The following is a 14,884-nucleotide window of genomic DNA, read 5'->3' on the forward strand; positions in this document are numbered from 1 at the left end:
ATAAGCGCGGAGACGGACGTTGTATGTCACGGCGGATCATGGCAGATAAACATATTCCCGGCCAAGTCACCGGGATATTTATTAGATAATATTCCTTTTTGCTTGATCTATAATCTTTTGAAAATCATCAAAATCAAATACCCACCCCCCTCCACTAGGACAGCTGAATATCTCTATACGAAAACCCTCTTCTGGCTCATTTGATATTTCTGCTACCTGATCAGCTCCGCAATAGATCTCATAAACAACATTTTCCCGATCTGGAAGACTAGCAATTTGTGCCGTTAGTTTATTTGTCATTTTGGTGGCTCCAAGAAACCTATAAGTTTACCTTGGGCATCGTAACGCAGCCCCCGCCCACTAGAGGAGATAACATCTGTCACTTGTCCATAACGTCCCGTATTGCTTTGGATGACCGATTTATTTGGATCATTCAAAATGCTATCTACAATTTTCTGGCCTTGTTCATTAATCGCTGATGGATTGCCTTTAGCTGAAGGGAATGCGCTGCCCTCACGGCTCCCATGTTTTTGGAGAGCACGTCCCGCGAGTGTTAAGTCACCATTTTTCGAGGCTGGGTCAATATGCTTTGCACCATCAGACAATTCATCAACAGACCATTTTCCAACTTGCTCTTCTGTTGTCGTTTTTTGATCTGCATCGCGGCCGCTCTCCTCATCCTCCGGCCCCCAGCCTCCCGGAGTTCCTGAACCCGTACCACCCAGCTCAGCTTTATCGGCGTCCGACAGATCTTTGCCTATATTCGGCTGGTTTTGTTTCTCGCCGTCCTCTGACGTACATGCACGACCGAATGAGCATTGGGTCGCTGCGTCTAAAGATTCTCCGATCTCCTTCAGCTTCTTGTCCAGCGCCGAAGCCATTGTCTGGTTCGCTTCGGTTACAGCATCTCCGGTATTCGTTCCAGCCACTGGCGGTGGTGGCACCGGTATTGCCAAAGCATTATTCTCAACCTCCACCCGCGCTGCATTCGCCCCGCTCGACGCTGAGAACGTATCTCCGCCCACGCTACCGCCTGCCGCGGCCCCCACTGCCGTCGCAAGGTTGCTGATAAACGCGCGCTGGTCGGCATCCAGGTCTTTAACGTCTTTTCCGTAAAACGCCTTCGACAGAGTATCTCCCACCAGGGCTGCTGACGCCATCCCGCCTGCCGCGGCGCCCAGGGTGTTGCCGCCCTGAACTTCCGCCAGCGCAGCCGAGACGATACCATGCAGCGCAATGCGGGCCGCCTCGTTGTCGCCTGAGGCATCTTTCACCAGCTTCGCCACATACGGCGCGGCTCCGGCTGCGACGCCGGCTTCAACATTCCCGCCCAGTATACCCGCTATCAGCCCCGTCGCACCCGATGTCGCCCGCCAGAAATCACTCCCCGGGCCATACTCTTTCGTGGCATCGATATAACGGCTGTCGCTTTTCAGCGCAGCATCCAGTTCCGCCGGGGTGGCCTGTGGATTTTCCCTGCTCAGCTCGGCTTTCAGCTCCGCATTTTTACCCGCGGCCTGCTGTTCCATGGCCGTTTTGTAAGCGTCGGCGGCCTGGATACCCAGGGCGGTCGCTGCGGACTGGATGTCCAGCTTGTCCTTGACCTTATCCGCATCAAAGCCGTCTTTCACACTGTGGTTCGCATTCGCCGTATCCCGGCTCAGGTCAGCCACATCCTGCTTCTGATTATCCCTGTCGCGGATGGTGATGGTGCCGTCGGCGATGGCGCTGTGCGTGGTCCCGCTGTCGCTGCCGGACGCATACGCCAGCCCCGTGGACGGCATTCCCTGCGAGACCGGCTCATACTTCCCGGTTTCACTGTTGAACGCCGTGCCGCCTGAGACCGTAAATCCGGTCTGCTTCCCGCTCCACTCCGACTGATTGTGAATGTCGTTCCAGCCCAGCGTGCCCGTATCAAGATGGTTTTTATCCGCCGTGGCCGTCGAGGCGATAACCGCCCCGTCAAGCTGGGTGTGGTTACCAACGGTGATATCAAACCCGCCTTTCCCGGCGTAAATCCCGCTCTGATCCTTCACTGAATCATAATTATTATTCAGTTTTTGCGAGTCCATGCTCGCGCTGCCCTGGACCACGTTGCCGACACACACCGGCGGCACGCAGACGCTCAGATTGACGCCTGACGAGGTGGATTTGCTGTCGTAATTCGCGCTGTCCTGCACGCTGGCAATAATCAGATCCCGTCCAATATCGACGATGACCTTATCGGCGCTGAGTTCCGCCCCGGTCAGGGTGGTATCACGGCCACTGATAATGTTCAGGATATTGTCAGCATGAACGTTGCTGTTTTGAGTCGTCTTACTGTCGCCGTCGGCGCGGCTCTGGTTCTGGCTGTAGCCAAACTCACCGGTAAAGCCGTTCTGGCTCCCGCCCATCGAGAAGCCCACGCCTGCGCTTATCGAATTCCCGCTGGCGCGGTTTTTCAGGGTGTCGGTGTCCGTTGACGCAGTCAGCACGATGTCGCGTCCGGCATTCAGCGTGACGTTTTTACCTGAGATATCAACGCCATTCCCGGCTATATCATTGCGCGCTTTGATGATGACGGAGTCCCCGGCGTGCAGGGTGCTGCCCTGTTGCTGGCGGCTGGACTGGTCCTGCTCCTGAGAGGTTGTGCCCGCCGTGGCGGTCACACTCACCTTAAAGGCGGACGGGTCCATGTTGCCCTGCATGGTCTGAGTGGCCGCATCCAGCCCGGCCTGGGTGGCATAGATCCCGGTCAGACGCGGATCACGATCATCCTGCGCCGAGCGCGCAGTCCGCTCAATGTTCTGCGCCGCACTGGCTGCCCAGCCGGAGACCTGACCCTGCAGGCCATACTGCGTTGAGGAGGATTCACTGTGGCTGTTCAGGCTGTCTTCACTGACGTCGAACAGCACGTTGTTGCCGCTGACGACCAGTGATTTCCCGGCGCTGATGTCGGCTCCGTGAACGGAGACATCATTCCCGGCCTGCAGGGAGACATTGCCTTTCTGGCTGGTGATGTCGCTGCGCAGAGTACTTTGCTGATTACTCTCGCTATTTGAACTGTACTCATCCTTACGCCACCCGACCATGCCGCTGTAGCCATCCCCGCCCAGATTACCCACCATCGAGTGGCTACCCGACTGGCTCTGCTGAGTGGCGTTATTACCGGTGGTGATGTTGATGTTGCCCTTGTCGGCAGCAATCAGCAGATCGTTGATGGCATTCAGCGAGCTTCCGGCGATATCGACATTGCCTTCATGGCTGTTGATGTAAATATCCGACCCCGTGATCAGGGAGGCGTTTTCCCGGGTACTGTTGCGCTCAGTTTTACTGTTCGAGTTGTCCATGGCATAAGGCAAAATGCTGTTGCCATTGTCCGGTGAGCCATTGACAGCGCGGGACGCAGCACCCGGTCCAGCGATGCCATCAGTCACGCTCCAGCCCTTGCTGCTGGCTTTACTGCTCAGGTGTTCAGAGTCGGTTGACGTGACAATCGCCACATCACGTTTCGCATCCATAATCACCGCTTCACCGGCGCTGACCTGGCTGCCGCTAATCAGGATATCGCCATGACCGTTTTTCCCGGTGGCGTTGAGCTGAACGTTCCCCGCGGCATTAAGTGAACTGCCGGAGTTAAAGACACCTTCGTAATGGCTTTCACTGTTTGATGACGATTTGCCATAGGTCATCGGCAGCGAGGTGCCCATCCCCATATCCGCACCCGTGGCCCCAATCTCGTTACTCAGCTGTTTGGCTTTGGTGATGCTGTCGCTGTCTGAATTAGCGATGTCACGGATGTTGCGAATACCATTGATGATCGGGTCAGCAACCGACACGGTCAGGCCGCTGCTGTGACTTGATTGCTTCGTGTCCTGAGTAATACGGTCACGCCCCGGCAGAATGGCGATGTCGCTTCCGGTAATGTCGATGTGCCCGGTTTTACGGTCAGTATCGCCCGCTTCGCGACCTGCCACCACGTCGGTTGCGCTGAGGGTGACCTGTTTCCCGGCGTTGATAACGACATTGCCACCCGTCGTGCCAATCACGCTGCGGGAGTCGCTTTCGGTGACTTCCGCCCCTTTGCGCTCGGATTTGCTGGACTGAGAACCGATGGTGATCCCGAGGCCGCCACCGCCGAAGACGCCGCTTTTTTTCGTGCTTTTCTTGTCGTAGTAGCTGGCCGTGTTTTCTGCCGCTTCAACGGTGACATTGTTGCCCGCATTCAGGGCGATATCGCCATCAGCCGCCACCGCCGAGCCACGAATAGTCAGGTCATTCCCTGCCTGCAGGGTGACGTTATCGCCACTCAGCAGTGTGCCTTTTTCGGTGGTGCTACTCTCTTCGTGGACTTTGTGAGTGGTTGTTTTGCTGAGGAATCCGCTGCTCGTTTTCAGGGATTCCTGATAGGCATAATCACTTTCTGTTGCCGTAGAGAGATTGATGTCCCGCCCGGCGGCAATGCCGACATCCTTAGTGGCCAGCACGCTGGTGGCTTCCGAATTAACATCACGACCGGCGATGACCACGGTGTTGCCGCCGCTGGCGATCTCGGTGCTGTCCTGACGCACCGATTCATTGATGACGGTTTTCTTTTTCGAATGATAGCTGTCGCCGTCGGTGGTTTCTGCCGCCAGCAGGTTCACATCCCGCCCGGCTTGCATGCCTACATCGCCTTCAGCGGCAATGCCCGCCGCGTGGCTGTTGATGTCCTGACCTGCCACCAGAGTAATGTCGCCGCCGCTCGTTATGGTGGTGCGCGCATTATCCGTGCTATGGGTTTCGCTTTTACCTTTGGTTGTGTTTTCGGACGTCTGCGCCACGTTCAGGTTCAGGTCGTTACCGGCAATCAGAAGTGCGTTGCTTCCCGCGTTTACCTGGCTTGCCTCCACGGTCAGGTCATGACCGGCCTGCATGCCAATACTGCCTCCCGCCGAAATCGAGCTACCGTTACTGGTCACAGATTCATGGCTGGCCGCGTTCCGGCCCCAATAGCCCGACCTTTTGTCACTTTCCGTTATCTGATTGGCGGTGATAGCGATATCACCCCACGCCGCCATCACCAAATCACCGCCCGCCGTGACATTCGCACCGGTAATATTGATGTCCTTTCCGGCAAACAGGCTCAGGGAATCCTGAGCGCTGATGCCAGCTATTGGCCCACTAATGGTGTCAGTGAAATTAACCGACTTGCCCCATTTTCCGGTCCCGCCCGCCTGCCATTGCTCGGTGAGAGTGATGTTGTTGATGCTACCGTCGAGGCTTTCGAGGGCAACGGTCTTACCCGAAATGGTCGAACCGATGTTATTGATATCGCCCAGCGCGCTCAATTGCAGGTCGCCGCCCGCGCTGATCAGCCCGGCATTCAGGTTGTTGATGCTGTCCTGGCTGTAAATCCCCATATCGTGTTGTGCGGTGAGGGTGCTGCCGCTGTTGGTCACCGTGCCGCCCGCAAGCACGACATTATTGCCGGAGATCACGCTGCCCTGATTAACGACGACGTCTTTTGGCGAAAGATAAACTTTCGGGATCATCACCGTCTGGCCGTTTACCGTTGCGGCTTCCCACCACAGGATGCTGCTGTCGAGCGCGGCAATCTGCGCGCTGGTCAGCGCAATACCAAACTGGAGCCCCAGAGCCTTTTGCGCAGTGGCGGCGTTATCCATCAGATATTGCATCTGTGCCAGGTCCGATCCGATGCCGTTGATGTAGCGGCTGCCGGTCTGGTTGAGCACGTAATTTGACACATAGCGGGTATCGAACGCCGCATCACCCAGGAAGCGGTAGTCGTATTCCGGGTGCAGATTCAGCCGCTCCAGGAAGTAAGACGAGCCGAGGAAAGAGTTCTGATCGGTATAGGTGCTGCCGGTTTCCTGTGGCGCTTTACCGGGCTGTATTCCCATCATTGCGTACAGATCGCCAAACAGGCTTTGGTCGAGCTTGCCAAGACCGTCGAGTTTTGGGTTAACGGTGATGAGGTATGGGCTGGTGGAATCGGTGGATACCACAAAGTAGCCATTTTTACCGGTCGGAATCGGATAAGCGCTGGTATCGACGCTGTTGCCGGAGTGTGGGTTGAGGTGATCTAAGCTGGCATCCTGAAGTGTTCCTCCAGTCGCCGTCGTATCTTCTAATTCCGTATTACCGCTGAGACTGGCATTGCCCTGCCCCTGGCCGCCATAGTTGGCAAGGCCAAGACTCCCGCCGGAAGCGTCGAGACCGCTGCCACCGCTAATTTGCTGCAGGGCTTTCTGCAGCTGGTCGTTCCACTGCGGGGAGTTGATTTCTACCGAACCGGCGCCCGCCAGATTTTGCTTCTGCGTGGCGTCGCCAATGGTCTGGTTGCTCAGGGTGTTGAGCGTTGGGGCGTGGATAGTCGGGCTGTTACCGCCAATATGCGCCGTGGTGGAGGTGTTGCTGATGTCGTTGGTGAAATTGGCTAATACGTTGCCGCCCGCCTGGATGACGGAACGTAATATTTCGCCGTCCGCTTCCTCCGAGCGATGGCCGCTTAATTCGAATGCAAGTGTTGAGTCCGCATCCGGCACACTGACGCCATCGCTATCTTTGGCTGGCATTTTATCCACAGTGTAAGTGGCATAACCAAGATAACTTGGCGACCAGGCGTAAATATCATAGTCAGTAAATGTGCCAGCCTGTGCGCTCTGGTTATTAAGTGTTGTGCCTGAAAGGAGGATGTCGTCGTTTGCCAGAATGTTACTGGCATGGTTATCCAGTGTACTGGCATTAATACTCAGACTGGCACCTGAAGCTATGCGCGATGCCTGTCCGTCGCTGGTGACCTGGATTACGATCTGACGAGCGATAAATTCAACCGGAGCGGAATTTTTCCATGGCGCATAGTACCAGGATTCCGTTGTATCGTAGCTCCCGCCACCGCGTCCCGGCGATCCACCGTTCCATATGGATGATATCCTGCTGTAAACACCATAACTGTTGTCCGGTAACAATGTTACCGGTACATCAATGGTTGCATTTCCCAGGCCATTAATGCCGTCAGGATTCTCAGTTATGCTTAAGGTCTTCGCCGAGAATCCATCCCGTTCATTCAACAAATGCCCGGTCTTAATGGAAATATCCCCGCGCAGCGTCTCAATATTCCCCGACGTATTCACCACCTCACTATTGGCATTCCCTGCCATATCGCGCTGCATCCACAGGCTATTGCCCGCCAGAATATCGCCGCGATTATTTTTGATGCTTTTTGCCAGCAGATACATATTGTTTCCGGCATATAGCAGCGCGGTATTCACAATATTTCCGGCGGCGTTCAGCGTCAGCGTTCCGTTAGTGCCCGTAAAGCCGTTTACCGTAATATTGCTTCGGCTGGTCAGCGCGACGTCTCCGCCCGCCTGCAAAGAGCCCGCTGCATTCAGCACAATATTGCTGCCTGAAAGCGTGCTCGCCCCATTACCGGTGGTCAGTTGCCCGTTGTTGGTCAGGACGCCACCCGCATTCAGGTTGACGGCCTGGCCCTGCATGACTTTCTGGTTGGTGATGGCGCCATTGCTGGTGATATCCAGCGAGTTTCCCGCCGCCAGCACATTTTTGCTGGTAAAGGCGTTGGTCAATTTCAGGGTCAAATTCCCCAGCGCCACGACCTGACCCAGTTGATCAAACCCGACGCTGGTTAGCAGCAGATTACCGCCGCTGTAGAGCTTCCCTGCTGTTTGCAGATTGACCTGATCTGCCGTGACATTCAGGGCGGAAGTACCAAGAACGGTGCCGCCGTTGGTGAGCTGCTGGGTGTTCAGCGCAAGCTTGTTCCCCTGCACGGTGCCGTTGTTTAGCAGGCTGGTACCGTTAAAGGTGCCCTGCTGTTCAGCAAACAATGTACCTTTATTGGTGGTCGCGGTAGCGTTCAGCACCAGCTCGCTGGCCTGCAGCCAGCCGTTGTTGACAAGCGATGCGCCGTTAAAGGTCAGTAGAGTTCCTGAAATAAGCGTGCCGTCGTTGCGCGCAGTTTGCAGTGCATCCACGCGCGTAGTGGTGCCGCCCTGAATAAGGCCATAGTTGAGTAAATCTGGAGTAGCGAGAGTCAGGTTTTTACGGCTAAGAATACTGCCTGCGGCGCTATTGTTCAGCTGCCCCGTCAGGTTCAAAGCGAGGGTATTGTCGCCCTGCAGACGTCCGCTATTGGTGAGCGTGCCGCTGTGAATATCCAGATCCGTGGCCTGAATGCGCCCGGCATTTTCCACAGAGACAGCGTTCAGCGTGAGCTTGCCCGCGCTCAGCAGCGTTTTGTCTTGCTGCTGGGCGAAAGTGCCGTTGAGCGCAACAGTCAGCCCTTCAACGCCGCTGATATCCCCCTCATTCGTCAGATTATTGCCGCGCAGAGTGAGATTTTTTGCCAGCCACTGCCCGCTATTGGTCAGGCTCAGTGCCTGAATCGCAGCATTGCCGTTAGCGGTGATTTTACTCCCCTTGCCCGCGGCTAATTTATCTGAGAGCACCAGGCTGAGTGCATCGGCGCTCTGAATTGCCCCCTCGTTTTGCAGACGCTGTGCATTTAATACAATGCGCTGACCCTGCCAGGTTCCGGTGTTGGTGACAGTCCCACCATTGATCGCCAGCGTGCCGCCCGCCAGCATCTGCCCGGCATTATTCAACGCCAGCCCTGGCATTGCCTCAAGACTCAGGGAGTTCAGGCCAATCAACGTTCCTTTGTTGGTGATTTTTCCCTGGTTGAGGGACAGGTTTTTCCCCTGAACGGCGCCATAGTTATCGAGCGTGTCGCTCTTTAACTGCATGTCACCTTCGCCGAGGATCGCTCCCGAGTTAGTCAGCGTTTTTGCATTGAGCTGCGTATTACCCTGACTTAGTACATCCCCTGTATTGGCAAGCGTACCCGCAATATTTGCCTGCACGCTGTCGATGCCCAGCCATGAGCCGCTGTTTTGCCAGCTATTGGCCTGCGCGCTTATTTGTGCGCCCTGCACGGTGCCAGCCGTGTTCAGATCGCTGGCGTTCAGAGTCAGTATGCCGTTGCTCAGCACCCGGCCTGACTGAGAGAGACTCAAGGAACCGGCGGTCGCATCCAGTCGGCTCGTTCCCTGCCACAGACCGCTATTGCTGAGTGACCCTGCGTTGAGGGACAGGCTATCCGCGATGATTTTTCCACTGTTGCTCAGGCGATCCGCGTTCAGCACGCTATTTTTCAGGCTATAAATTTGCCCGACATTAATCAGTTCGCCCTTCACCTGGCCATAAACACCGTCTGCACCATTGATGGTGCCCGTATTGGTCAGCGAAGCCAGATCAAAATGGATTGCTTTGCCCTGCCATACGCCCGCGTTTTGGCTCGCGGTACTGTGTAACACTAGTTCACCGTCGCTCAAAAGCTGGCCGCTGGTCTGGTTATCCAGCGTCTGAGTTTCCAGTTGAAAAGCAGAATTGCCCTGCACCACACCGCTATTGGTGAACCGGGTGTTGGTAAGCTCAAGCGAATTGGCTGCCAGAACGCCCCGGTTGAACAGACTTTCCGTGTGGAAACGGGCCGTATCACGGGCCAGCAGTTGCCCCTGCGCCTCGTTCGTCAGCACCCCGCTGAGTGTGAACAGCAGGTTGTTGGCAGCGATAATACCCTCGTTATTGAAGTTCTTACCTGTCAGCGTAAAGTCGTCGTTGACCTGAAGTAAACCAGCATTATCGAAGCTACCAGGCACCAGATTGAGCGCCCCACCGCTGATGATTTTCCCGGTGCTGAGGTTGCTGATATTACCCGCATCCAGCACGAGGGCGTTGTTGCCCTGGAGCAGCCCGGCATTGTTGAGCGAAGCAGAGACCAGCCTGAGATCTTCCGCCGCCAGGCTGCCAGAGTTAAGGATATCAGCCGCATTCAGGTCGAGTTTATGCAGGCTTTGCAGGGTTCCGCTGTTATTCGCAGAAGCGGTGATACGCGCGGTCAGCGCATCCATCGCCTGGGTCGAGCCCTGGTTTATCCAGTCCTGAGCACTGAGCGCTACCCTGTTCCCCTGGATTACCCCCCGGTTTACCAACGTCTGGCTGTCGAGCGTCAGCGCGCCCCCGGTAAGCAACTGCCCAGAATCCTGGTTTTGCAGGCTGGCGGCATCAATGAACAGACTCTCATCGCCCTGAATCAGCCCGCTATTGACTAAATCACCGTAGAACGTCACGGCGGTCGCCGCCAGCCAGCCGCTGTTATCCAGCTCGTCCGCGATAAGATAGAGCCCTTGCTGGCCTATAATTTTGCCCTGATTAACCAGAGTGTGGCTGACGGCTAACGTGGCGTTTTCTTCGCTCAGCGCGTTACCGGTGTTGACCCACTCCCCGGTGGCGAGGTTCAGCGTTTTGCCTTGCAGCAGCCCGGCATTTGTTAGTGTGTCGGCGTTGAGTGTCAGATCTTGGGCGCTGAGCAGCACACCGCTGCTCAGGTTGTTGAACGTCGCGCTCTCCAGGTTCAGTGGCCCGACGGTGAGCAGTTTCCCGTTATTGATAATGGAATTGGCCGTCAGCGAAAGCGCGTCGTCCCCCTGTATATCTCCGCTATTGGTTACGTCATGACTGTTAATTCGCACGCTGCGCGCAGCAATCTGCCCGCTGTTATCAAGGACGTTGCTGGTGAAGGTCATCAGCCCATCAGCAAACAGTTTCCCGTTTTTCTGATTGGCAATTTGAGCAGTGCTGGCGACCAGGCGGGCGGCGTTTATTTCACCGTTGTTGAGCAGCGAGTCGCCTGAGAGAAGCAGCTCACCATCGACAGTGACCAGCCCGGCGTTTTTGAACGTTGGCAGGTCCAGGGTCAGGTTATGCTCGCTGTAGATCGTGCCGCTTTCACCGTTTTCCAGCTCACGGGCGTTGAGGTTAAGCGCCTGATTGCCTTCAAGCAGCCCGCTGTTCACAAGGCGGGAGGTATTGAGAGTCAGGGACGGCGAAACCAGCGTTCCCGAGTTCGTGATGTCGCGAGCGTCCAACAGGATCGATGCCGCGTTACTTTTACCGCTGTGCGTGAGCGAATCAGACGAAACCTTCAATGCCCCTTTGGCCGCCAGGGTGCCGTTCAACGCAACTTGCTTGCCTGTAATCGCCAGTTGGCTTTGGGTCTGTAACTGAGCTCCGGACTTCGTGGTGAGCTTATTAGCCTCGATGCTCAGGTTGCCTGAGGCATCAATGTTACCCTCCAGCGCTGCGTCATCGGCCTTGATCGCCAGCGTTCCGCTGCTGGTCGTCAGCGAATGTGTCCCTGTCGATAATGTACCGCTCTCCAGTGCCAGGTTTTTTTTCCCGGAGATAATACCGTTCTGTATCAACTCCCCAGATTTGATCGCCACATCGCGCTCACCGAGCAGGCTGCCCTGGTTTTTAAATGACCCTTTGGTCATCACATTGGCGTCGCCTTTCGCCGAAAGGGTTCCGCCGTTGAGTAAATCCCCACCACTGACATTCAGGTCCCGTCCGGCGATGAACTGACCTTGAGAATTTGCCGCTCCACTGATGGCCGCATGGATATCCTGCCCCGCATCGCCACGGCTGGTGGCATCCACGGAGAGATCTTTTCCGGTCAGATTGAGATTTTTCGCCGTTGTGATGCGGCTGTTTGTAACTATCAGTTTTCCTTTACCGGACAGTGAGATATCGCCATCACTGGCCAGCTGAACGTCATGAATGGCGAGGCTGTTCTGGCTGGTGACCGACACTGCGCCGCTGGCTTTATGCTCGCCGCTCAGCGTCACGCTTTCCCCTTTCGCCATCAGGCTGCCACCTGCCAGGCTGTTTTTGACCGTCAGTTTCCCTTGGGTATCGAGGGTAATATCACCCTGTTTCGCATTGAGATTTCCGAGGTTTACCCCAACTCCTTTTTCACTGGACACCAGGTGAATACGGTTGGCGTACATTCCGCCAAGTGCCCCTGTATCAACCGCAATCACAGGAGCCTGACCTTCTCCTTGCAGAGGTGTTGCACTGCCGTTCGCCGCTACACGATTAGCACCCACCACCACTTTCAGATCTTTTGCATGAATTCCGGCGTTGATCTCCGTAGCGCGCGTGATGACAGAGAGCGCATCCGTCTGGCTGGCATCCAGCCCCTGGCCTTCAATTGTGATCGTGCCTTTGGTGACATTCAGCTGTTGCAGGTTGCCGTTGACATCAAAAGACGGTTTGCCGGTGGTCAGCGTGACATTCGGCGTGTTGATAAATCCGCAGCCGTTACAGGTGATGCCGTACGGGTTGGCTACGATGACATTCGCGGCTTTGCCTGCGACTTCCGTATACCCCTGCAGTTGTGAACGATTAGCGCCGGTGACTTCGTTGATAATTCCGCGCGCTTCTTTCCCTGCTTTCAGGTTCGGGTTGTTCTGGATGAGCCCGCCAAGTTGGGTCGGATTGAGCTGTCCGGTGGCGTTATTGAGGATGATGCCCTCTTTCCCGACGTGGTAATCAATGAACGTGTTATGGGAAATCCCCGCACCATTGGGTGTCGCAATATTCACGACAGGAACACCATTTCCAGCTTTATCCATTTGCGTGGCGTTACTGGCGGGCACACTTGCCGCAATAGCAGGGAAAACTGGCTGCCCGGCAATCAGGGCGCAAATCAGATAACTCAGCAGGCGCTGGGAAACTGGAACGAGCTTTGTGTGATTATCCATAATCGTGTTCCCTTAAAGTGCAAATGTGATGCGGTAATAAACGCTGAAGCGATCGGGTGCCAGCCAGCCCGGGTATTTCACCGGCAGACCAGCTGTAAACTGGCTGGAGTAATAACGATGCGCCGTGGAAAACCCAACGGCGGCGCCCCATAACGTGCCGGAGGCCCACGGATCCTTTTTATCTTTCTGCAGCCAGCCGCCGTCGATTGCCGCCACGCTGCTGACCTGTCCGATAAAGGGTAAAGTGAACAAGTTATAGCTGAGCTCGTTGCGCCAGTAGCCGCCGTTATCCCCTGAGAGATACTGCTCTTTGTAGCCTCGCACCGAGCTTTCTCCCCCGATCGTCAATCTTTCACTGCCGTAAAGTCTGTCTGGCGACCATTGCCCGTATACGCTACTCAGCCACCACACATCGTCAGTCACCGGAAACTGGAAGCTGGCGTTCGCGCTCCATTTTTTAAAACCGGCCTTCGGCAGATCGTCGTTTTTGCCATGGTCACTTTCCGCGCCCAGCCACGACACGCCGTGACTGAACGTCGGGTTAAACGTCGCCACCCCGCCGAGGATTTTTTGCGTGTGATTCAGACCAAACAACAGGCTGGTCAGCTTGCGGCTGCTGCTGTCGAGTTTTGCGTCATTCAGGAAGTTGTTGCTGATTTGATGGGATAAGCCGAGCGAAGCGCCGGTTTTTATATCCCCGTTGCGAAACAGCACGTGGGAAAAGTTCAGCCGGTGGGTCACACTGTCTCCGGTAGATGCCCAGTTAAAACCGTTGTTGTTGATGGTGCTGAGGTAATTGCTCCAGCTATAGCTGTAATCCAGCAGCGTGTAGCCATAGGGAATACTCAACCCTGCCTGGACGTTTTGCGCATCGTGAGAAGAAGAAAAATCGCTGCTACGACCGCCGCTGGCAAACCATTTATCGGCAATACCCAGCAGGTTGTTGCCGGTTAGCGAGCCGCTGATTTGCCCGGTTCCGGTACTTTTCTGGCCGCTGTTGTCAAAACTGAGCGATGCATTCAGCGGAAATTCTGGCGTGGCCGTCAGGTTGACGATTGAATAACCGGGTTTATCGCTGGGTAATATTTCAATTTGCACCGGATTGCTGCGTAACCGGTTAATCTGCTCCATCCCCTGTTCAATATCACGCAGGTTAAGGATCTCGCCTTTTAGTCCAGGGAAAGCCATAAGCAACTGCCGTACGGGTGCCCCCTCCAGGAGAATTTTCTCCAGACGCCCCTCTAACACAGAGATGCGTAATTCTCCTCCAGACAAATCTTGTTCAGTAATAAAAGCGCGACTTGTAATATAGCCTTTCTGAATATACCAGTCGGATATCTCGCGAACTAATTTTGCGATTTTATCCATGTTCATGCACTGATTAGCATAACGCTGCGTGAATTCAGCCTGCTTTCTTTCAGAAAGGAGCGTGGCATGATTAAGATATATTTTATGAATCGTAAAACAGGGGCCCGCCAGATTGACGGCATCAGGTTCAGCGCGCGGGACGGGGGAAAGAGTGCGTTGTAACTCGTCGCGCTGCTGCTGATTTTGTTTCAATAGCTCTTCCTGACTCTGCCTTATCAGATCCCGATCGGCAGGGTTAAGCGGAGCTGCGCTTAAAGACAGCGCAACGCTTGCCAGATTAAGTAGCGTGATATTTATAATAAGCCTGTAATTTACGAGCACACATATCTTCCATGAATGTGTATCAACCGTGGAATTTAACGTTTTGATACAGAATTTAAGATTAGTTCACATCGATGGCGAATAAATCACATTCATTAAAGACATTCAAGCCAGAGCATTTTTATTCTGAAGAGACTTCCGTTTATTTTATAGATTAGCCAGACTTATTTTATTGAGGAGTTCGGTTGGAGAATTCAGAGATTTTTATATGGGTGGCGACGTTAATTAAAATGCCCGGCCGTGGACTGACCCCATAAAGTTGGACAGTTCATGTTAAGCGGCTATCGGGGTCTGGGTTCGGTATTCTACCGGACTCAGACCTTTTAATTTCAGACTGATCCGCTCGTTGTTATAGTAATGGATATAGTCCTCTATCGCCTTCCTCAGTTCATTCAGATTGCTGAACCTGTTCAGGTAAAAACACTCCGATTTCAGTGTGCCGAAGAAGTTCTCCATTACCGCGTTATCCAGGCAGTTTCCCTTGCGCGACATGCTTTGTGTCATACCCTTCGCCTTTAACTTTGCCTGATAACCTGCCATTCGATATTGCCAGCCCTGATCCGTGTGCAGCAACGGTGCATCCT

The 14,884-nt window shown here is 54.8% G+C and carries 4 protein-coding genes; all 4 read right to left on the reverse strand.

The window, feature by feature from the left end; translation table 11 throughout:
• Positions 1 to 81: 81 nt before the first annotated feature.
• Positions 82 to 300: a hypothetical protein gene (locus QQF33_RS20515; protein ID WP_285150185.1), complete on the reverse strand. Its 219-nt coding sequence runs from the start codon at positions 298 to 300 to the stop codon at positions 82 to 84.
• Positions 297 to 12,611 (reverse strand): hemagglutinin repeat-containing protein, encoded by a 12,315-nt coding sequence (locus QQF33_RS20520; RefSeq protein WP_285158492.1) that lies wholly within the window; start codon positions 12,609 to 12,611, stop codon positions 297 to 299. Before QQF33_RS20520 ends, QQF33_RS20515 begins: the two co-directional genes overlap by 4 nt.
• A 12-nt stretch (positions 12,612 to 12,623) precedes the next feature.
• Positions 12,624 to 14,270: a ShlB/FhaC/HecB family hemolysin secretion/activation protein gene (locus QQF33_RS20525; RefSeq protein ID WP_285150294.1), complete on the reverse strand. Its 1,647-nt coding sequence runs from the start codon at positions 14,268 to 14,270 to the stop codon at positions 12,624 to 12,626.
• Positions 14,271 to 14,573: 303 nt separating this feature from the next.
• Positions 14,574 to 14,884: IS3 family transposase (locus tag QQF33_RS20530; RefSeq protein ID WP_285150787.1), on the reverse strand; the 311-nt coding region annotated here is incomplete at its 5' end.

It is taken from the genome of Lelliottia wanjuensis (assembly GCF_030238365.1).
Classification (GTDB): domain Bacteria; phylum Pseudomonadota; class Gammaproteobacteria; order Enterobacterales; family Enterobacteriaceae; genus Enterobacter; species Enterobacter wanjuensis.

What these genes read in the sequence shown, in the direction of transcription:
- QQF33_RS20520 (WP_285158492.1), bottom strand. Translation starts at nt 12,611, where the DNA reads ATGGATAATCACACAAAGCTCGTTCCAGTTTCCCAGCGCCTGCTGAGT.
- QQF33_RS20515 (WP_285150185.1), bottom strand. Translation starts at nt 300, where the DNA reads ATGACAAATAAACTAACGGCACAAATTGCTAGTCTTCCAGATCGGGAA.